The organism is Thermococcus radiotolerans, from assembly GCF_002214565.1.
GTDB classification, from domain to species: Archaea; Methanobacteriota_B; Thermococci; order Thermococcales; family Thermococcaceae; genus Thermococcus; species Thermococcus radiotolerans.
The window spans coordinates 569818-589776 of sequence record NZ_CP015106.1 but is presented as its reverse complement, the minus strand read 5'-3'; the positions used below and the strand labels follow the sequence as shown (position 1 = coordinate 589776).

The window sequence follows — 19959 nt, the reverse complement described above, 5'->3', positions numbered from 1 at the left end:
GTGAAGCGAGTGCTCAATGTTGAGAACCTCATTGTCACTGTTGGGGATAGGGAGATTCTCCGGGGCGTGGACCTCTCGGTGGGCACTGGCGAGTTTCACGTCATAATGGGGCCGAACGGTTCCGGGAAGTCCACCCTGGCCCTGACCATCGCGGGCCACCCGAGGTATGAAATCAAAAAGGGAAGAATAACATTCAACGGCGAGGACATAACCGAGCTCCCGCCGGACGAGCGCGTCAAGCGCGGCATAATGCTGGCGTTCCAGCACCCAGAAGAGGTCGAGGGAGTCAGGATAATGGAGTTCCTTCAGCAGGTTCTGGCGGAGGTCAAGGGCATGGACATGGTGGAGGCCTACGACCGCATAGTTGAGACGGCCAAGGAGCTCTGGTTCAAAGAGGAGGATCTGATGAGGTACGTCAACGTCGGCTTCTCCGGGGGCGAGAGAAAGAGGTTTGAAATCCTCCAGGCTCTCCTGCTTGAGCCTAAGCTCCTCATCCTGGACGAGCCGGACAGCGGCGTTGACGTTGACTCTCTCAGCGTCATCAGCAGGAAGATAGAGGAACTCCATGAGAAGGGAACGGCCGTTCTCCTGATAACCCACTACGGCAGGATACTCGGGCACCTCGATCCCAGCAGGTTCAGGGTTCACGTCATGCGCGAGGGAAGGATAGTGCTTGAGAGGGGCGGCGAGTTCGTTAAGGAAATTGAGGAGAAGGGCTTCCAGAAGATATTCGAGGAGTGTGGCTGCAATGAGTGAGATAACCGTTCAGGAGGCCAAGGAGATAATAGCGGCGGAGATAGAGAACCTCGCCAGGAGGAACAAAGAGCCAGAGTGGATGACGAGGATAAGGTACAAAGCTCTGGAGGCCTTCGAGAGGGCCCCTCACAGGGATCCTATAATCAGCGAGGACGAACTCCTGAGGTTCATAGCCAAGCCCGAGATAGCCGGCGTTCCCGAGAACATCGAGAGCCTCGACGACCTGCCCCCGGAGATGAAGGCCCTTCTCGACAGACTCGGCATTAGTGAGGTCGAGCAGAAGTACATAGCCGGCCTGGCGGTTCAGACCGATACCGGGGTAATCTACAACGAGTTCCTCAAGGAGTGGGAAAAGAAGGGGCTCATCGTTCTGCCGATGGAAGAGGCAGTCAAGAGATACCCCGATGTCGTTAAACAACACTTCCTCCAGATGTTCCGGACTGACGAGAGCAAGCTTACAGCTTATCACACGGCGGTGTGGAACGGCGGAATCTTCCTCTACGTCAAGGAAGGGCTAAAGGTCCCGTTCCCGCTTCATCTGTTCTTCCTCATCCAGGAGAGCGCACTGGCTCAGGCGCCGCACATAATCATAATAGCCGAGCCGAACAGCGAGTTCCACCTCATAGAGGGATGCACCGCCCCGGTGCTCGTCAAGCATTCCCTGCACCTCGACATGACCGAGGCGTACATCCGCGACGGGGCCAAGGCCCAGCTGACGGTTCTCCAGAACTGGCCGGAGTACGTTCACACGAGGCCGATGACCCGGGCGAGAATCGGTAAGGGGGCCCGCTTCATCAACACCACCGTTGGCCTCGGAACCGGAAGGAGCAACATAACCAACCCCAAGTACTGGGTGGACAAGAACGGCTACGTTGAGCTGAACGGCATAATCCTCGGTCAGAAGGACTGGTACGTTGACCTTGGCGGCGAGATGTACCTCCAGGGCAGGGGTGCCGCTGGAATAAACGCCAGCAAGTCGGTCATAATGGACGACAGCACTGTGATAACCAGGGGCATCATACGGGCGGAGGCGCCGAGGGCCAAGGGACACATAAGCTGCGACGCACTGTTGATGAGCGATAGGGCCACGATGGAGACCTACCCCGGACTCGTCAGCAAGGTTGACGACGCCGAGCTCAGCCACGAGGCTGCGATAGGCAAGATACGCGAGGAGGAGCTGTTCTACCTGATGTCACGCGGTCTGAGCGAGGAGAAGGCGACCCAGCTAATCGTCAAGGGCTTCCTCGAGCCGATGCTCAAGGACATACCGATGGAGTTCCTCGTGGAGATAAGGAAGATAATCGAGCTCGCCGTGAGTGGGGGCATGTGATTGAAAAATCTTTCTTTTGTTATATCGTGCCCCTAATTTTTCCCGATTTTTCGTCGGAGACTCCTAACGAAGTGTTATAACCACTCCGTCCTCTCATTTTAAGGTGATAGCATGGATCCGATGGCAAAGGCCTTCGAAGAGGCTAAAAAGAATCCCAAAATGAGGAAGAGACTTAAGGTAAAGGCCGCTTTCTCAATGCTACTGTTCGTGATGTTCCTGGGCGTGATATTCATAACGGTTGGAACGGTGATCGCCAGCAAAAACGGCAGTTTTCTGGGGATGACTCAGCTCGACTTCCTCAAGCTCCGCGCCCGCTACGGCATCATCATGATGTTCCTCATAATCCTTCACCTGCTCATGAACAGGGGCATAATGAGAAAGGAGCTTGAGATGCTCCTCGGCTGATTTTTTATTCAATTCTTCAATTCATTTTTTGCATAGTTCCTCAACCAGCTCGACGACCCTCGGCAGGGCCCTTTCAACGTCATCGGTGAGCTCCATCCCGAGGTCTATCTCCTTGGCCACGACGCCGATGAAGTGTATATCCGCCTTGGCGAGGCGTTCGTCCATCGCCATCAGGAGTTTGAGCCCGTCTATCGCCCCCATGAAGTGGGCGCTCCTTATCTCGGCCTTCAGCTTCTCAAAGACCTCCTCGCCGCTCAGGTGAATTATCTCGCCCGGCCGGAACTTCTCACTCAGGATGGCGTCTATGATTATCAACCGCTCCTCGTCTTTGTAGTGGGCGGAGAGCATGAATATGTCCGTGCCAACGTCGAGGACGTTGTACCCCTTCTCCGCGAGTATTCTGCCGGCCTTCAGTCCGATTCCATCGTCCTTCATCAGTTCGTTGCCGAGTGCGAGAATCAATGTCCTCATTTGTGGACCTCCTGGAAAGAATAGGGCGGAAGAATAAAAAGTTGTCTAAAGCCTCGCCACGTGCACCGAACAGGAGATGCACGGGTCGTAGGCGCGAACGACCATCTCGGTGAGGTACTTGAGCCTCTCCGGGTCGTCGTTGTAGTGCTTCTCCGCCATCATCCTGACGTGGACTTCCATCATGGCGAAGTTGTATGCCGTCGGAGTGATTATGTCCGCGTAGGCAACCCTTCCGTCCTTGACCTCGAGGGCGTAGGTGACGATTCCGCGCGGGGCCTCGGTGGTGCTGACGCCGAAGCCGTCCTTCACCTCAACCCTGTCCCTCGGCGCTATCGGCCACTTGGCGAGGGCCTCGTCTATGAGGTCTATGCCGCGCTCGATGAAGTAGACCAGCTCAAGCGCCTGGGCGAGGTTGTTCGCGAAGGGGTTGGTCGGCCTGAGCAGGTCCTTGTGGCTCTCGTAGAGCTCTCTGGCCCTTCCGTAGAGTGTCTCCGCGTTGTTGACCAGCCTTGGAAGCGCACCGACCATGAAGGGCTTCTCGCCGTTGTAGAAGCTGTGCTTGGCGAAGCTGTGCTCGACGACCTTCTCGACGATGTGCTTCTTGTAGTCCTCGACCGGGAACTCGAAGCCGTCGCTCACCTTGATGTAGTCGCCGTAGATGCCGTAGACATCTCCCCTCGGCTTTACCGCCACGTGGATTATCGGCCCCTCGACCTCCTCGTACTGCTCGAGCTTGGAGAACAGCTCGAAGGTGTACTCCGCCTTCGGAAGTGCTTCGCTGAGGCGCTTCTTCATGGTCTCGAGGGTGGCCTTGTCGGGCAGCTTGCCGAAGCCTCCGAGGACGACGTTCTCCTGGTGTATTGCCCTCGCTCCGAGTTCGTCCATCATCCAGCTTCCGAGGTTCTTTAGGTCGAGGGCTATGCCTATCTCCTTCTTGTACTCGTTCACCATCTTGAGCGGGTTGGAGTAGCCGAGGTAGTCCGGCAAAACTAGGAGGTACAGGTGGAGTGCGTGGCTCTCTATCATGTCGCCGATGTAGAGGACCTCCCTGAGGGCCTGGATTTCCTCGCGCGGGGTGAAGCCTATCGCCTTCTCAGCAGCTTCAACCGCGGTGAGCTTGTGGGCGGCCGAACAGAATGAGCATATCCTCGGGTAGACTGCCAGGGCCTCGTCGAGCTTCTTGCCTACCGTTATGGCCTCGAAGAACCTCGGGCCCTCTATGATGTTGAGCCTGACCTCCTTGACGCCATCGTCGCCGACGACTATCTCAACGCCGCCCTTGCCCTCAACGCGCGCTATGTGATCAACGGTGATGGGAAGGTAGAGGTTCTTCATTCTTCCACCCCCTGGAATATCTTCTCAACCATCTCTTCGAGCTTCGGGTTGTGGGCGTTGAACATCTTCATGCGCTGGAGTATCTCCTCCTTGCTGATTCCCTTCTCCTTGAACGTCCTGGCGAGTGAGTCGAACCACGCCACATCGTAGCCTATCGCTCCCCTGCAGCCGATGCACGCCACTCCGAATCCTGGGCACCTCGCGTCGCAGCCGGCCCTCGTTATCGGTCCAAGGCACGGCTCACCCTTCTCTATGAGTATGCACGGGTGTCCCTTCAGCCTGCACTCGACGCAGACAGGGTAGTCTATGTCCTCCGGCCACGAGCCGACGAGGAAGGTACCGAGGGCGTAGAGGAAGTCCTTCTTCTCCGGCGGGCAGCCGTAGATGCGGTAGTCAACCTTGATGTAGTTCTCTACCGGCTCGGCCATCTTCGGCTCGAACTTGACCTTCCCATCGCCGTAGACGGTCTTCCAGAGCTCCTCGAGGCTCTTGTCCTTCTCCCAGCTCTGCACGCCGCCGTGGACTGCACAGGAGCCAACGGCAACCACTATCTTCGCGTTCTCGCGTATCTTCTTGACGAGCTCGACCTCCTCCTCGGTGGAGACGCTTCCCTCGATGAAGGCTATGTCCACCGGCTCGTCCTCGTAGCTGTCGCGCTCAAGCATGAACCAGCAGACGATTTCCGCGTGCGGGAGCAGCTGGAGTATCTCGTCCATCATGGCCAGCTGGAGCTGACAGCCGTAGCATGAGGTGAGAGCGTAAAATCCGATTCTGACCTTCCCTTCCATCTCCACCACCTCAGTCCAGTAAGCCAGGCGTTGATACTATGTCAAAGTACGTGAAGACCGGGCCGTCCTTACAGATGTACTTCCAGCTCGTGCTCGTTCCGACGTTGCAGTGGCCGCACTTTCCTATCCCGCACTTCATCTTCCTCTCCAGCGTGACGAATATGTTCTCCGGGCGGTAGCCATAGTTGATGAGGGACTCGAAGACGGCCTTGTACATCCTCGGCGGGCCGCAGATGGCAACTGCAGTGTTCTTCGGGTTGGTGTTGGCCTCGATGATGAAGTTCTGGGGCCTCCCGTGGAGTCCCGGCCACTCGGGGTCGCGCGTAACGCTCTGGATTATCTTGACGTTCTCGGCCTCGGCGAGGTCCTTCATGGCCTCGAGCTCCTTGTAGAACAGGAGGTCCTTTCCGTAGCGGGCCGTGTTGATGAAGGTTATGTTGCCGTACTTCCAGCGGTTGTCCATGGCGTAGAGGAAGACGCTCCTGAGCGGGGCGGTTCCGAGACCGGCAGCTATGAGGAGCAGGTCCATGCCCTCCCACTCGTCAACGGGGAATCCGTTTCCGTAGGGGCCGCGAACGAGGACGGTGTCACCTGGCTGGAGCTTGTGTATGACCGTGGTGACCCTTCCGGCCTTCCTGATGCAGAGCTCGAAGAATCCCTTCCTCATCGCGGAGGAGCATATGCTTATTGGAACCTCTCCAACTCCCGGAATCGTCAGCTGAACGAACTGGCCGGGCTTGAAGGTCCACTTCTCGGCCAGCTCCGGATCCTCGAACCTGAAGAGGAACAGCTTCTCCTTCTCGGTGAGCTGATAGACCTTGAGAACCTTGACCTTGTGGAGCGCGTAGGGGTTCTCGTCCGGCATCATAATCTCCTTGGGAACTACCTCGCTCATATGTCCTCACCCCTTATCTCCGAAGCGTAGGCGAATCCCCTCTTCGGGATCTCCTCACTTATCTCCCCTGGGCACGTCTTCTCCTCAAGTCCCATGATCGTGCGCAGGTTCTTCACGAAGCTTATGCCCGCCGGGCAGAAGTAGGTGCACCTTCCGCAGCCGACACAGAAGCTTATGCCGAGCTTCTCGTTGTAGGAGTTCTTACAGAGGTACCTGTTGCGGAAGCGGTCCTTCTTGGTCGGTCTGAAGTTGTGGTTCCCTGCAACGAGGCCGTGGCTCCTGAGCTGGCAGGAGTCCCAGCGCCTCTCGCGATAGCCGGTTTCGCCATCGAGGCTGACTATGTCCTGCACCTCGTAGCAACGGCACGTCGGGCAGGTGGTGTTGCAGTTGCCGCAGGCGAGGCAGATGTCGGCCTGCTCGTCCCACATCGGGTGCTCCATCTCGAGCTCGAGGAGGTAGCGGAGGTTGCTCCAGTCCTCGTGGTACTTGAACGACCTGGAGCGCCTGTTCTCAAACTCTCTGAAGTTGCAGATGTCCTCAGTGGTGACCTCCTCGAAGAGCTTGATGTTCTTGTCGACTATGCGGTGGCCGATAGGCGTTCCGACGCGGACGAGCCAGCCGTCGGGCAACTCGTGCAGGAACAGGTCAAAGCCGTCGTCGGCAAAATCCGTCTCGCGCAGGTTGCAGAAGCAGTACTCGTCGGGCATGCAGCTGATGCCTATGATTATGCCCTTCTCCCTGCGGACCCTGTAGTACTTGTCGGGGAGCTCGTCGAGGTAAACTGTGTCGAGCACCTTGAGGCCGAAGATGTCACAGGCGTGAAGGCCGAAGAGTATGAACGGCTCGACGTCCTCTATGACCTCCCTGTACTCGGCCTTCGCCAGGTTGAACTCAAAGAGCTTCTCCCTGGGCAGGAAGAAGAACTTCTTCGGCGGCATTATGGTCCTGTTGTAGTTGAACTCGACCTTCCTGACGTCGTCTATTTCCCTGAAGTCGTAGAACTTCTCGGATATCTTAACCGGGGCGTAGAGTTTGCCCCACTCCTTCAACCTTTCAAGGAACGCGTAGGTGTTCTCCTTCGGGAGCTTAACGTATCTCAACCCAACCACCTCCAATGAACATAACTATGCATGTGCTCATCTTTGTCCCCTCAATTGAGGCTTCTCCGGAGGTTAAAAAAGCGTTTTTAAACCCGAAAATTCTAAACCAAAGGTTGAGAAGAGTTCGTTGAGCCTAACACGCGGTTCTTCGGAGAAAATTGCACCCCCACACCCGGGGAGCTTTCCCCATTCTGAGACCATTCCGCCGTTAGAACGATGAACCACTAACCATTTAAAACCCGGGGGCGACTTTTGAGGGGTGAAACAATGAGATGGCCCCTACCTCTCATCCTGATTCTCATCACTCTGATGCCCGTGAGCGCCCAGCCCAGCTGGGACTGGACGTACCATGACGAATGCATAGTGTTTTCCATGGCCTTCAACGATAGAGGCGACCTTGCCCTCGGCTTTGGTTACGACGCCATACTCCTTCAGCCCAACGGGAGCAGGGAGTTCAAGGCCCCTGTGAGGGGCTTTGCCTATTCGGTCGCGGTTAGTGAGAACGGAACCGTCATCGTCGGAACCGACGGCAACTGGGTCCAGTTCTTTGACCCTCACGGGAAGCTTTTGAAGGAGTACAAGACCGAAAACGTCGTTTACAGTGTGGACATCTCCCGGGACGGGAGAACTGCGGTAGCGGGAAACGTTGATGGCTTCGTATACTTCTTCAGGGACATGAAGCCGGTGTGGAAGAGGAACATAGGCTCGTACCTCTGGAGCGTCGACCTCGTGGGGAATAGAATACTCGTCGGGGGCGATGGGGGTAGGTCTGTCGCCTTCCGGGATGACGGAACGCCCATTTTCAACCTCACCCTTCCGGGGGATGTGAAGAAAGTCGCTGGAGATGGAGAGATGGTCGTTGCCCTCGTGGTTTCCCCGGACGAAACATGGAGTTCCATTTACGCCTTCAGCTGGAAGGGAGAGAAGCTCTGGGAGAGGAAGTTCGATGGTCTCATCAGGGACATGGAGTTCGATGGAAACGGGATAGCCCTGGGAGGCAACCTTAACGAGGTCGTTCTCCTCGACAGGGACGGCAATCAGGTTTATTCGGTTCCGTTCTACCTCCTCATCACCGATGTGGCGACCGCCGAGGGTTATACCCTCGCCACCGGCGGCGATGAGGCCATCTTCGTGGCCCCGAACGGGACGATCCTCTGGGACTACTCCCCCAACGAGACCGTTGAGAAGGTCGCGATATCCCCTGGAGCGAGGTATCTAGCGCTCTCGCGCAGGTTCCACGGCAAGGACATCTGCGAGGCAAACGTTGACTTCATGAGCCTCGGGGAGAGTCTTTCCACCCAACCCCCTGAAACGCCGCTCAGGAGGGAACTCGGAAGTCCCCTCGTGGCGGTCGGACTGGGTGCGCTCGTCCTTCTGGTAATCGCACTCCTTTGGAGGGAGATGAGAGAGTGAGGCCGGTTATAGAGGCGAGGGAACTCACGAAGATGTACGGCGACTTCACTGCCGTCGATGGGATAAGCTTCGATGTTAAAAAGGGGGAGATATTTGGCTTCCTGGGCCCCAACGGGGCGGGAAAAACGACCACCGTGAGGATGCTCTCAACGCTGACATCCATAACGGCGGGCGAAGCCTACGTGAACGGGTACGACGTTAGAACCCAGCGGCTGGACGTTAAGCGCAGCATCGGCGTGGTTCCAGACGTTTCCAACCTGTACGATGAGCTGACGGTTGAGGAGAACCTCCGCTTCCTGGCGAGGCTCTACGACGCCCCGCTGGAAAACGTCTCCCGCCTGATAAAGGACTTCAACCTTCCCCCGAAGAGAAAGTTCGGAAAGCTCAGCTCCGGTTATAGGCGGAGGGCAACCATCGCGGCGGCACTCATCCACGAACCGCCGGTGCTCTTCATGGACGAACCAACAGTGGCCCTGGATGTTCAGTCCGCCAAGCTCGTCAGGGAGATGATACTGGCGCTCAACAAGATGGGGAAGACCATATTCCTGACGACCCACAACATGGCGGAGGCCGAGGTTCTCCCACACAGGATAGCGATAATCAACCGGGGAAAAATAGTCGCCCTGGGAAAGAGGAACGAGCTGAGGAAGCTCGTGGGGGCTGGGGTGAGGGTCAGGCTCAAGGTAGAGCCCATCAGCAACAGGCTTTTAAAGTTCCTGGAGCCCTACAACCCCACGTTTGACGAGGATTCGATCGTGGTAACTGTCGAAGACCCGGACAAATTCCTTGGGGAGTTCTGGGAAGTCAAAGACGAGCTCGGACTCGTTGTGAGGCACGTCTCCACGGAGCTTCCGAGCATAGAGGAGGTCTTTCTCGAGCTCACGGATGAGAACGAGGAGCGGATCCGCCCGGCGACCTGCGGGGGGTGCCCGATATGAAAAGGGTTCTCGTCATAGTGAACAAGGAGCTCAAGGAGTACCTTCTGAAGCCGGGTTCAATCAGCTGGGGACTTATATTTCCCCTGGTATTCACCCTCGCCTTCATCGTCCGCTTCGGGGACGTTGACCACCTCGCCCCCGGCTTGATCAGCATCTCATCCCTCTTCGCGACCACGTCCTTCGTCTCATCGTCGCTGATCTTCGAAAGGCGGCTGAAGACGTTCGAGCGCCTTCTTCTGGCCCCCATCAGATACGGGGAAATAGTCATCGCCAAGGTTCTCGTCGGCTCGCTCTTCGGCCTCATGGTTAGCCTCGTGACCCTACTCCTTGTGAGGTACTTCATGGTGTATCCGGTCTGGAACTGGCCGCTGACGGCCCTCTTCCTCATCCTGGCCAACGTGGCCTTCTCCTCCTTCGGCGTCTACGTATCCCTCGCCGTTGAGAACCCGATAAACGTCATGACATGGCTCAACCTGCTCAGGCTCCCGATGATATTCACCAGCGGGGCGTTGGCGTCACTGACCCTCTTTCCGAAGTGGTTCGTTGCGGTGGGTCTCTTAACGCCCATGACGTACTCGGTTGAGGGGCTCAGGTACTCGATGCTGTACTACTACGACATCGTGGCACCGCTCTACGCCCTTCTGGCGCTCCTTCTGATCGGTCTGGTCTTTATCACCCTCTCCGTGAGGAGGCTAAAGGCCCTCTACTGACGTCTTTTCTCTATCCTGAGGGCCAAGAAGAGGATTATCATGAATATCGTGATGTAGTAGCTCCACTGGAAGGGTATAAGGCCCATTATTCCGAGGGTGTAGATGACCGTGAGGATGATGACAATGACGAGCAGGATTCTGTAGAACGTCTTTCGCTCCATGTTCCCACCAAGAAAAGTTGGAAACGGGCTTTTTAACGATTGCCCGAAAAGTGAAAACAAAGGCTCAGCCTCCAGCCGAAGCGGTGGCGTTGCACGCGAGCGGCTGGGGCTGGTAGTTGAAGACGTCTGGATGCAGGTATTCCGCTATCTCCTCGAGGCCGTGGACTATCCTCGGACCGGGCCTGACCACGAGGTTCTCATCGCTGAGGACGTAAACGTGCCCGTTCTTGACCGCATCAACCTCGGAGAGCGGGCCCGAACAGAGGTCCTCGGGCTTTATCCCCGCGTTCGGTGAGATTATGATGACCTCCGGGTTTCTTGCGATTATCTGCTCCTCGCTCGCCGCTCCCCAGCCGCTTACATCGTCGAAGATGTTCTCTCCGCCGGCGAGGGTTATGAGGTCGTTGACGAAGGTTCCCGCTCCGGCCGTCCAGTAGCCGTTGTAGTAGCTGAGGATGAAGAACGTCCTGACTTTTGGCTTCCCGGCGACCATCGCGGAGACGTAGCTCACCTCCGCCTTCATCTCGGCTGCAACAGACCTCGCCCCCTCCTCACGGTTGGTTACCCTGCCGAGCAACTCGAGGGCGTTGTAAATATCCGTGATGTTCTTGGGGTCGACTATGATAACCGGAGCTATCCTCTCCAGGCTGTCGAGGATGTCAGTGGAAAAGCCGTCCGCGAGTATGAGGTCCGGCTGGAGAGATGCTATGGTTTCCAGGTTGGCGTATTTGCCGTAGCCGCCGACCCTGGTGATGTTCTTCACCGCCGGCGGGAAGTCGTCGTAGTCGGTCACGCCAACGACCTTATCTCCCGCGCCTATGTAGAACAGGCTCTCAGTTATGCTGGGTGCGAGCGAGACTATCCTCTGGGGCTCGCTCTCGAGGGTGACCTTCCTCCCGGCAAAGTCGATGACGGTGATGGGATAACTCACCTGGAAGGCGTCGGGATGAAGGAGCTTTGCCACGGCCTCAAGTCCCATAACAACGCGGGGGCTGGGGTGTATAAGGTCGTTCTCGTTCTCAATCACGTAGACCCTGCCCTCCCTGGCGGCCTTCGTGTTCGCCAGCGGCCCTTTGTAGACGTCCTGAACGGTCATGCCGCAGTGTGGGGTGAGCAGTATTACCTCCGGGTCGCGCTCCAGCACCTGTTCGGGGCTCACCGTCGGCCAGCCCGTGGTGTCGCTGAAGATGTTCTCCCCGCCGGCTAGCTCGATAATGTCGCTGATGAAGGTTCCTCCTCCAGCCGTCATGAGCGGGTTGCTCCAGACGACGTAGAAGACTTCAACCTTGGGCTCCCCTGCGACCATCGAACTTATCGCCTTTATCCCTTCCTGGAACTCGGCAGTGGCCTTCTTGGCGCTCTCCCGTACGTTGAAGACCCCCCCAAGGAGCTCAAGCGCCCTCGGGATGTCGTTCACGCTGTGAGGGTCAACGACTACTACCGGGGCTATCTTTTCAAGGTCGCCGAGGATGGCCATCGAAAAGCTGTCAACGAGTATCAGGTCGGGGTTAAGCGACGCTATGACCTCAAGGTTCGCGTACTTCCCGTAGCCGCCTATCCTCGTAACGTTCGCAACTCCTGGAGGAAAGTCGTCAAAGTCGGTGACCCCGACAACCCGGTCGAAGAGACCGAGGTAGTAGAGGTCCTCAGTTATGCTCGGGGCGATGGTGACGACGCGCTTGGGCTCGGATTCTATCGTGACCGTTCTGTTCACAAAATCCGTGACGGTGATGGGATAGTGGCTCTCCACGGAGGATGTGGTTGTTTCGAATTCAGAGGCGCTGGACGTCGTTGTGGTCAGCGGCGAGTGGCTCTCGCTGGGGCTTCCACTGCCCGTGGTTGTGGTGGCATTTCCGCCGATACAACCCGCGGCCATAACCGCGCCCAGCATGAGAATCATGAGCAAGACGGCGGTCTTCTTCATATGCATCACCTGGATTATTTGTCCATCACTGATTTGGCCGAAGGTATATAAAGTTGTTGGATATTTTTGCCATCAAGGAAAAAGAAGAGACGGCCTCACGGCCTCTTGATGAGCAGGAACACCAGGGCAGCGGTTCCTATGAGCAGGACAATGATGACCCCTATGATCCAGAGGGGCGTTCCCCCGGAGGTCGACGTTGTCGTGGTGGTGACGTCCGCAGTAGCACTCTCCTGCGTGGTGGTTGTTGTGGTGGTTGTGACGCTGGACGTGCTGTGAGTTGTAGTGGTTGTTGTCGTCGTTTTTGAAGAGGTGGTTGTCGTCGTTGTCTCCACCGCGGGCTTCATCCTGGAGGCCTCGAGGGTCGCCCACTGGAGAAGGTTTGTAACGAACTGCTGGCCGTCGAAGAGGTAGCTGCCGTACCTGTTGACCCATATCGGCACCGGGCTGCCGTAGGGACTTTCGGCGCTGACTATGAGAATGCTCTCCGCCCCATTGGGAAGCTTTACGAACTCCGCCGCTAGGAGCGTGAACAGTCCCTGCTCCCATGCCTTGTACGTCCTTGCCTCTGGGGGATAGTCGTCCTCTATCACTCCGTTGCCGCTGGTCGTGACTATCCTATAGACGCCATCCGGAATCTCCCCCGCCACTAGGGGGTGCCATTTGCCATCGCCGTCCACCCACGCCAGGACGCCGGGTTCGTGGAAGAGGACCTTGCCAATCTCCCCCTGGTATCCCCTGTTGAGAACGTTCGCGTCGGGGGTTTCAAGGTCAACCCTCACGAAGCCGGAAACGTAGGCGCTCTTTCCAGCGTTGCTGAACGTATCCTTTGCCGTGGCGTAGTCTATTCTGAGCTTTACCCCGGGTATAGCGGAGAGGAGTTCGTTGGCGTTGCGCTGTACGTAGGCGCTCTCCTTCCTGTCGCAGTCTCCGGAGACCCACAGGACCTTTCCTCCCTCGGAGAACCATCTCACGATGGCGGCTATCTCATCCTGTGAGAGACCCTCCCACAGCTGTCCGATCACCAGGACGTCCACGTTTTTCAGGGCGTCGTAGGTTATGGTGCTCCCCAGATGGACGACCTTTGCCTTCCTCAGCTCCGGGCTGTATCCTATGTAGCCCCACTCGTACCACGATAGGGTCGGTATGATGCCCTCTGCAACGATTCGCCCGGTTGTTGGGTCGACTATCGGTGAGACGAGCGCGACCGTTCCCTCATTGTGTGAAACGTCAACCGCTATGCTTGTGGCACTGACGTACTGGGACAAGAGAACGACGAAAAGAATCAACGTGATTGGCAGCTTCCTCATCGGCCATTCCCCCGCGTCTTATTCGTCCTTTAAAACTACTGGGGTGGTAAACGATAAAAACGTTTCCAAAATTGGATAAGACCGTGGGAAGAATATTACTCCTTCCCCTTTCCAATCCTGAATATGTCCACTCGGGTTATGATGCCTTCAACTTTCCCCTCCCTGTTCTGAACGAGAACGGCCGGGTGTTCCTCCAGCAGATACTTGACGACCTCGAGGTCTTCGTCCTCGTTGACTATGGGGAAGGGCTCCTCCATTACCTCCATGACCTTTCGGTCGTAGATGTCCTCGTACTCAAGGCTTTGCCTGACCAGCGTTCGCTCCGTCACCGAGCCGACGACCTTGTTGCCCGCTATGACTGGAATCTGGGAGATGTTGTGCTCGTTCATTATCTTGATGACGTTTTCGACGAGCTCATAGGGCTTGACCGAGATGACCGGGGAGGACATGACGTCCTTCGCCTTGAGCTGGGCCTTCTTGCATTCCAACAGGGCCTGGAGAATCCGATTGAAGGTCGAGAGCCTGGGGTCAACCTTCCCCGCCTCAAGTTTGGCGATGTAAGCTTGGGTCACGCCTGCCTTTTCCGCGAGCTCCTCCTGGGTTATGTCGAGTTCCTTCCTGATTCGCCTTATCTCCCTCGGGTCTATCGGGCGGGGGATTATCACCATACATAACCACCAGTTATTTACTTCAGTCCCGGAAGTTATAAGTCTTCCTCAGAAGGGCGTCGAAGTGTGGGCCGGGTACAGAGGCCCGCGTTCATTCGCTCGCGCGGGTGGATGCTCCCGGCCCTGTGGGCTCGGCGTGAGCACGCTCCGCTCACGGAACCCGATACCTCGCGGAGGCGGGTAAACCGAGCCCATGAGGAGACGCATTGTCCCCTCACTGTCGGCGATTAAATATATGAGTGAGAACTTAAAAACCTGCGCCTCATGCCGTCGAGATGAGTATCACTCCGAGAACCGCGAGGATAAGGCCCTCAAGTATCTTCTTGTTCGGCGGCTCCTTCAGGAGGACTATAGCGAGGGCGGAGGCTATTATCGGGTTCACCGCAGATACCGGGGCGGCTATCTGGGAGCCAACCTGGTTTATCGAGTAGACGAAGAGGTACTGGCCGAGCATTAGGCCCGTGAGTGCCGCGCCGATGAGGAGAAGGGCCTCCCTGAGGGTTATCCTCCTAACCTCCGCCCCGTACTTGGGCAGGAAGAGGGAGACTCCAACCGCCGCGAACATCATCCTTATTCCAGCCAGCGGGAGGACGTCTATGCTGGTAGTCAGCCAGTCCATCGTCAGGATCGCAAAGCTCCATGAGAGCGGGGCGAGGAGCGCGAATACGAAACCCTTGGGGTCAATCCTCTCTTCCTCCTCCGCCCGCCGGACAACCACTATGGCCGTGACGACGAGAACGGCCCCGATTATCACCTGGGGGCTTATCCTCCTGCCTAGAAAAAGGAACGCCCACAGTATCGCCCAGAGAGGGTACGTGGAGGTTATCGGAACCGTTCTGGAAACGCCCATCATCTTCAGGGCGTTCAGGTAGAAGTAATCGCCAATAACGAAGCCGAAGAGACCCGAAACGAAGGCGACCGCCAGGAGGGTCGGGGTGAGATGGGCTATCTGGGAGAAAGTACCGTTTATCCAGAACACAACGGCGAACATCACCGCGACGGCGTAGAGCCGGAATATGTTGGCTGCAACGGGGCTTTTGTTCCTCATGCCGACTTTTATCAGTATGGTGGAGGCCGCCCATGAAACCGCAGAGCCCAATGCAGCCAGAACACCGAGGATTACGCCGTCCATGTGAGAACCGGTGACGTTTAGCTTAAAAACTTAGCGTTTCGATGGAGAACGAAGAATTCATATGACCATTGCCAGGGACAGGGTGTAGAACCACTCCCCGTCAACCCAGACGTCGAGAACCTTGCCGGGCCTGTAGTTCCTCCGGGCGAAATACAGGATGTAGGCGTAGCCGTTCAGAATCGCGAAGGCCAGCACGGACATGTACTTTCCAAAGTATCCAAGGCTGTGGGCCGCTATGATCCAGGGTATGAACGTCGAGTTCAGCAGGAGCAGCAGCGCCCTGCTCTTTTCCAGCCCCAGCTTCACGGGGATCGTCTGTATGCCGTTTATCCTGTCCCCCTCGATGTCCCTGACGTCGAAGAGTATAGTGTTTATCATGCTCTTCATGAAGAAGAAGTAGTAGATGAGGGCGACCTTTTGGAGTGCAACCCCGCTGGCAACCAGGTACGGGAGGAACGCCGTTCCGTTCGCCCAGGTGACGGCTATTATCAGGTTCTTGACCCCCGTGATGTCCTTGAGCCTCGGATAACCTGGGATCAGCCTGATGCTGTAAAGGGCGCCCGCAACTATGGGGAACAGAACGACCAGAACAGCCAGCGGGCTCGTGAGGGCGCTCAATAAAACGGCCAGAACGAGGGACAGCACCACCGCGTACTTGAGAGCTTTGGCAACCCTCTTCACGTAACCGACCCTCTCAGGATTGTTGACCTCGTCCTCCTTGATGTCGGTCAGCTTGTTGATGCCGTAGACGCTGAAGACGAGGAGGAACGTGGCCGCTAGAAGGTTCCATTGGGGAGCCACACCGTAGAGCAGAAAGGAGAGACACAGTTTAAACACGCCGCTTGCGGCCAGAAACACCGACGTGGAGATGAGGAAATTGAACAGACTCAAAATTAACCCAAAGCCTGAGCCGACGGTGTTCCCAACGCCGCCCCCTTGCGAGTACCTGGTGTAATCAAATGACAGTCTCATACCCTTCATTAATCTGTGATTAAACCGGTCAGATAACCCTCTCGGCCCTCCTCTTGTAGTGCTCGAAGAGTTCTATTCCCCACTTCTTGGCCCGCTCGCTGGTGCTGATCAGGTCGTTCATCATATCGTAGGTTCCGTTGGGAAGGAACAGGCCCAGGGACAGGAAGTTGTTGGTCACCGTGAAAGCGACCTTCGGGTTCTCGTCTATAACGTACAGCCTGACGTTCGGAAGGTTTCGGACCTTCTCAACGGCCTCTGGGGCCGATAGCTCAACCAGCTTCTCGTACACGGTTCTGGTCGTTATTATCTCGATGTCCACCTCCTCTCCAAACGCCAGCTCCAGAAACTCCTCGGGATAATCGGCGAACAGTATCGGGGAGACCCCCTTAATCCATTTGGACGTCCTTATGAGCTCCATGTAGATTTCGTGGGGCAGCTTCAGATACTCCGGCGTCGTGGTATGGAGCTCCGAATCCCTTAGGTCACCTATCCTCAGCAGAAGCTCCTCGGGGATGCCGCTCAAATCGTGGGATAGCCAGAACTCCTCAAACTTCCTGATGCTCTCCAGCGCCCCCATTATGTTCTTCATCTGAAGGGACACGAGGTAGCCTAGGTTGGTGAGCTGGTACTGCTTGGTCTCGGGCTCTTGAATTATGAGCATCTCATCCATAAGATCGCTGAGTGCATGTGAGATTGTGGATTTGGTCGAGCCCACCTGGCCGTGAATCTCCCCGAGAGTTTTTGGCCCTTCCGAGAGAGCGAGCAACACTTTATGGCGCACGCTGGAGGTTATAACCATTTTGAGCACGTTTTCAGGATTCATGGCTTCTCCTCCCGTTCTTTTTTGGTTATCCTCCTAATAAACTTTTCTCGAACCCGGAATTTTTGTTCAACCAGAACAATTTTGTTGTTGGAGAGCAAAAACGTTATATACCCAAACGTACAAATGAGGTGGCGTGAAACACATGAAGGTGGTAACGTCTGGAATAGACTACATTGATGCCGCCGTTGGCGGTGGAATCGTGAAGAATTCCAGCTTGCTGGTCATTTATGACTCTTTCTCTCTAGGCTGGGCGTTGCCCTTTGAGATACTGAAGCACCAGATATCCAACGGAGCCCTGGGAATCATCATAAACTACAACCTTCCCCTTCCGAGGCTGATCCTGCGCGCCAACTCCGCGGGCCTTGACATAGAGGAGGAAGGTGAGAAGGGAAACCTCGTCATAATTGACGTTTTCGGCTCGAGATACGGATTCCATCACCAAGAGGAATACGTTTACAGGATAGAGGGCTTCAACCCCGAGACCTACATTCCGAAGCTTGAGCAGATATACAGGGAGATATTCAGAAAAACCGACAAGACGGAGGTCGTTGATTTCGTGTTCTCGCTCGATGGAATGGCCTTCGAAATCGATGAGGACAGAAGCATAAAGCTCATCAAGCGTCTCCTCTCCAACCGCATCATAAACGGCAGGCACCTCTTTTCACTGTACCTCCTCGGAGCCGATAGGGTTTCCAGAGGGTTCCTCTCATGGAACATTGAGTTCAACGATTACGTGCTTGAATTCTCAAGCAAGAAAGGTGACTATGGAATCTCCGAGCAGATGTACGTCCTCAAGTCTCCTCTGGCTAAGTTTGAACCCAAGGCTTACAGGTACGATATCAAACACCAGAACATCATGCCGCTCGCTGCTCCACGGGGCTGAGGGGGCAGGATTATAAATCCTCGGACACGAACCAAGTATGTGATGACCTCGGCAGAACTGACGTCAGGATGATGACGATCTTGAGTGCTGATTGAATAAAAAGAAATCAGCGGATGATAATGTTGAGCCTCCTCAGCTCTATCCTTATGCTGTACTCCTTTGAAACTTCCTTCAGGATGCGCCTTATGGCGTCCTCGATGTCCTTCTTGATCTTGCTATCCGAGACTCCCGAGAACGAGCCGAAGAGTCCCCCCGTTTCCTCCCTCAGGAAGCTGGCCTCTATATCGAGCTGAATCGTCGAATCCTTGATCTCGTGGTTCAGCTTGAGCCACTTGAACGTGACCCTTGGAATCATCTTCATCTCGGCGTGTATCCTGGTCTTCAGCGTCTCGATGGCCGGCTCGATGCGCCCCTTCAGCATGGCTTCCTCGGCTTCCTTCTTCTTTTCCTCGGTGAACGGGGCGAGTTCATCTATTCCCGCCTGCTTCAGGAGCTGCTCGACCTCCTTCTCGAGGAGTTCCTTCTTTGCCAGAACCTCGGCGGCTTTGCTCGACGTCGTCACTGCAGTTTCTTTGGTGGTCTTGGAGGTGACCGCAGGCGCGAGGATCTCAACGTCGATGTTGTGCACGGTTATGTAGCGCTTGAGGGACCTTCCGAGCTCCCTGGCATGCCTGGTGAGGACGTCCCGGGCTATTCTCTCGACGGCCTCCTTGGTCATCCCGGCCTCCGCGACCATCGAGAGGTTTATCTCGAACTCCCTCCTTCCCTTCACGTCGAAGTAGGCCTTCTTGACCCGAATTCCCGCGCTCTCTATCTCCGTGACGACCGTTCTGGCGTACGCGCTGAAGTAGGGCCATACATCCTCCAGAACCGCGAGGCTTATCCTGCCGTCCTTCGTCACGTTGCCCGTCTTCTTTTTGTCCCTATCCACTATCTCCTGGGGCTTCACTTCCTGGCCGTCTATGACGACGCTGACGTCCTTGACTATCGGTTTAACCTCCGCCTCCCTCAGGAGAACCGGCGCGTACTTGCTAACCGCGTGGAGCATTCTCTTCTCCGCTATCTCTATGTCCCTGGCGCTGCCATCGGAGTTTCCGTAGATGTGAACGTTGAGGTAGACCACTCCCTCACCGACGTTTGCATCGAACTCAATCTTGTTGATCCTCAGTCCCTTGATCCTCTTGGCCTCCTTGAGCAGGTCTTCGGCGTAGACCTGGAAGGCCTTCTCGGGAACGCTTCCCCCACTAAGGTTGACAACAACCTCGGGCTTTCCGGCGGGGGCTGGCTTCTTCTCCTCCACGGGCGCCGGAGCGGGTTTTGGTTCTGGCACTGCCTCGGGTTTCTCTTCGGCGGTCTCCTCGACCTTCGCTTCAGCCTTTATCTTCTCGACCACCGGGAGCGTCGCTGGAACCTCACTTTTGGCCACCGCTGCGGTTGTCGTTGCCTTCATCTCCTCCTTGGCCGGCGGCCCTTCCTCCGCCTTTCCGAGGAGTTCCTCTAGCGGTATCTTTGGGGTCTGGACGTAAACATCAACGTTATCCGCTATTGAAAGCTTGATCTCCAGCTCGTCAAGGTCATAAACGTCAATGACCATGGGTTTACCAATGAGTGACTTCAACACGCTGATTGCCTCTTCCCCGCTGAGGTCCTGTTTCTTGTCCACGAGGAGGCACTCCGCGGCTAGAATCTTGGACCTGTCGAGGAGTATGGTCAGGTAGTATTTACCGCTTGAATCCTTGGCGAATATCTTTAGAAACGCTCCGTTGCCCTTTGAGAGGCCCTCTTCAACGAGGCCCTTCAGCTCCCCCGCCGACGTCACTACCACGTTCTCAATGAGCGGTTGCTTGTCCGGCAGCTGCATGCTCATCACCATTAGCTATATATATCCCTCTATCAAAGAAATCCCGAAAGGAGTTCACCGTCTTAGTATATCGGCGCTTGTATTTAA

General features: G+C 56.2%; 20 protein-coding genes. 7 read left to right on the top strand and 13 right to left on the bottom strand.

Features of this window, described 5'->3' with window-relative positions; genetic code table 11:
• The first annotated feature begins 9 nt into the window (after window positions 1-9).
• The 3 genes from sufC to A3L10_RS03170 all read left to right on the top strand — a co-directional run bounded on the left by sufC (window position 10) and on the right by A3L10_RS03170 (window position 2491).
• On the top strand, window positions 10-756 hold the full coding sequence (gene sufC / locus A3L10_RS03180) for a Fe-S cluster assembly ATPase SufC (RefSeq protein WP_088866369.1): 747 nt from the start codon (window positions 10-12) through the stop codon (window positions 754-756).
• On the top strand, window positions 749-2086 hold the full coding sequence (locus tag A3L10_RS03175) for an SUF-like minimal system protein SmsB (RefSeq protein ID WP_088866368.1): 1338 nt from the start codon (window positions 749-751) through the stop codon (window positions 2084-2086). The genes sufC and A3L10_RS03175 overlap by 8 nt, the downstream gene beginning before the upstream one ends.
• 111 nt (window positions 2087-2197) lie before the next feature.
• Window positions 2198-2491, top strand: a complete 294-nt coding sequence (locus A3L10_RS03170; protein ID WP_088866367.1) for a hypothetical protein — start codon at window positions 2198-2200, stop codon at window positions 2489-2491.
• Between the two features lie 21 nt (window positions 2492-2512).
• On the opposite strand, the gene A3L10_RS03165 is transcribed toward A3L10_RS03170, so the two are convergent.
• From A3L10_RS03165 to hydB, 5 genes are read right to left on the bottom strand one after another with little or no spacing between them, the layout of a single operon-like run.
• On the bottom strand, window positions 2513-2962 hold the full coding sequence (locus A3L10_RS03165; RefSeq protein WP_088866366.1) for a hydrogenase maturation protease: 450 nt from the start codon (window positions 2960-2962) through the stop codon (window positions 2513-2515).
• Window positions 2963-3007: 45 nt separating this feature from the next.
• On the bottom strand, window positions 3008-4297 hold the full coding sequence (hydA, locus tag A3L10_RS03160; protein WP_088866365.1) for an NADPH-dependent hydrogenase/sulfhydrogenase 1 subunit alpha: 1290 nt from the start codon (window positions 4295-4297) through the stop codon (window positions 3008-3010).
• Entirely contained in the window at window positions 4294-5085 is a 792-nt protein-coding gene (gene hydD / locus A3L10_RS03155) for an NADPH-dependent hydrogenase/sulfhydrogenase 1 subunit delta (RefSeq protein ID WP_088180256.1), read from the bottom strand. The genes hydA and hydD overlap by 4 nt, the downstream gene beginning before the upstream one ends.
• A 10-nt stretch (window positions 5086-5095) precedes the next feature.
• Complete coding sequence (hydG, locus tag A3L10_RS03150; protein WP_088180257.1) at window positions 5096-5980, bottom strand: NADPH-dependent hydrogenase/sulfhydrogenase 1 subunit gamma; 885 nt, start codon at window positions 5978-5980, stop codon at window positions 5096-5098.
• Window positions 5977-7080, bottom strand: coding sequence for an NADPH-dependent hydrogenase/sulfhydrogenase 1 subunit beta (gene hydB, locus A3L10_RS03145; RefSeq protein ID WP_088866364.1), 1104 nt, complete (start codon window positions 7078-7080; stop codon window positions 5977-5979). The genes hydG and hydB overlap by 4 nt, the downstream gene beginning before the upstream one ends.
• Window positions 7081-7347: 267 nt before the next feature.
• Here hydB and A3L10_RS03140 point away from each other — a divergent pair, with 267 nt between their 5' ends.
• The 3 genes from A3L10_RS03140 to A3L10_RS03130 are packed head-to-tail and all read left to right on the top strand — an operon-like array spanning window position 7348 to window position 10141.
• A complete protein-coding gene (locus A3L10_RS03140) occupies window positions 7348-8493 on the top strand; it encodes an outer membrane protein assembly factor BamB family protein (RefSeq protein ID WP_088866363.1) in 1146 nt (381 codons plus the stop codon).
• Window positions 8490-9431, top strand: a complete 942-nt coding sequence (locus tag A3L10_RS03135; protein WP_232461009.1) for an ABC transporter ATP-binding protein — start codon at window positions 8490-8492, stop codon at window positions 9429-9431. The genes A3L10_RS03140 and A3L10_RS03135 overlap by 4 nt, the downstream gene beginning before the upstream one ends.
• Window positions 9428-10141: an ABC transporter permease gene (locus tag A3L10_RS03130; protein WP_088866362.1), complete on the top strand. Its 714-nt coding sequence runs from the start codon at window positions 9428-9430 to the stop codon at window positions 10139-10141. Before A3L10_RS03135 ends, A3L10_RS03130 begins: the two co-directional genes overlap by 4 nt.
• On the opposite strand, the gene A3L10_RS10340 is transcribed toward A3L10_RS03130, so the two are convergent.
• The 7 genes from A3L10_RS10340 to A3L10_RS03100 form a co-directional block, all read right to left on the bottom strand.
• A complete protein-coding gene (locus A3L10_RS10340; RefSeq protein WP_168169231.1) occupies window positions 10135-10302 on the bottom strand; it encodes a hypothetical protein in 168 nt (55 codons plus the stop codon). The genes A3L10_RS03130 and A3L10_RS10340 overlap by 7 nt on opposite strands.
• Window positions 10303-10366: 64 nt before the next feature.
• Entirely contained in the window at window positions 10367-12232 is a 1866-nt protein-coding gene (locus A3L10_RS03125; RefSeq protein WP_335755145.1) for an ABC transporter substrate-binding protein, read from the bottom strand.
• 89 nt (window positions 12233-12321) lie between these two features.
• Window positions 12322-13533, bottom strand: a complete 1212-nt coding sequence (locus A3L10_RS03120) for a hypothetical protein (protein ID WP_088866360.1) — start codon at window positions 13531-13533, stop codon at window positions 12322-12324.
• Between the two features lie 95 nt (window positions 13534-13628).
• Window positions 13629-14201 carry a CBS domain-containing protein gene (locus tag A3L10_RS03115; RefSeq protein ID WP_088180263.1) on the bottom strand — a complete coding sequence of 191 codons (573 nt, stop codon included), beginning with the start codon at window positions 14199-14201 and terminating at the stop codon, window positions 13629-13631.
• Window positions 14202-14463: 262 nt separating this feature from the next.
• Entirely contained in the window at window positions 14464-15333 is an 870-nt protein-coding gene (locus A3L10_RS03110; RefSeq protein WP_088866359.1) for a DMT family transporter, read from the bottom strand.
• Between the two features lie 57 nt (window positions 15334-15390).
• Window positions 15391-16314: a UbiA family prenyltransferase gene (locus A3L10_RS03105; RefSeq protein WP_088866358.1), complete on the bottom strand. Its 924-nt coding sequence runs from the start codon at window positions 16312-16314 to the stop codon at window positions 15391-15393.
• 19 nt (window positions 16315-16333) lie between these two features.
• Window positions 16334-17104: a helix-turn-helix transcriptional regulator gene (locus tag A3L10_RS03100; protein WP_257789366.1), complete on the bottom strand. Its 771-nt coding sequence runs from the start codon at window positions 17102-17104 to the stop codon at window positions 16334-16336.
• 166 nt (window positions 17105-17270) lie between these two features.
• Between A3L10_RS03100 and A3L10_RS03095 the strand changes: the two genes are divergently transcribed.
• Window positions 17271-18011 (top strand): RAD55 family ATPase, encoded by a 741-nt coding sequence (locus A3L10_RS03095; RefSeq protein WP_088866356.1) that lies wholly within the window; start codon window positions 17271-17273, stop codon window positions 18009-18011.
• Between the two features lie 106 nt (window positions 18012-18117).
• Here A3L10_RS03095 and A3L10_RS03090 read toward each other — a convergent pair whose 3' ends face one another.
• Window positions 18118-19878 carry a hypothetical protein gene (locus A3L10_RS03090; protein WP_335755144.1) on the bottom strand — a complete coding sequence of 587 codons (1761 nt, stop codon included), beginning with the start codon at window positions 19876-19878 and terminating at the stop codon, window positions 18118-18120.
• Window positions 19879-19959 lie beyond the last annotated feature (81 nt).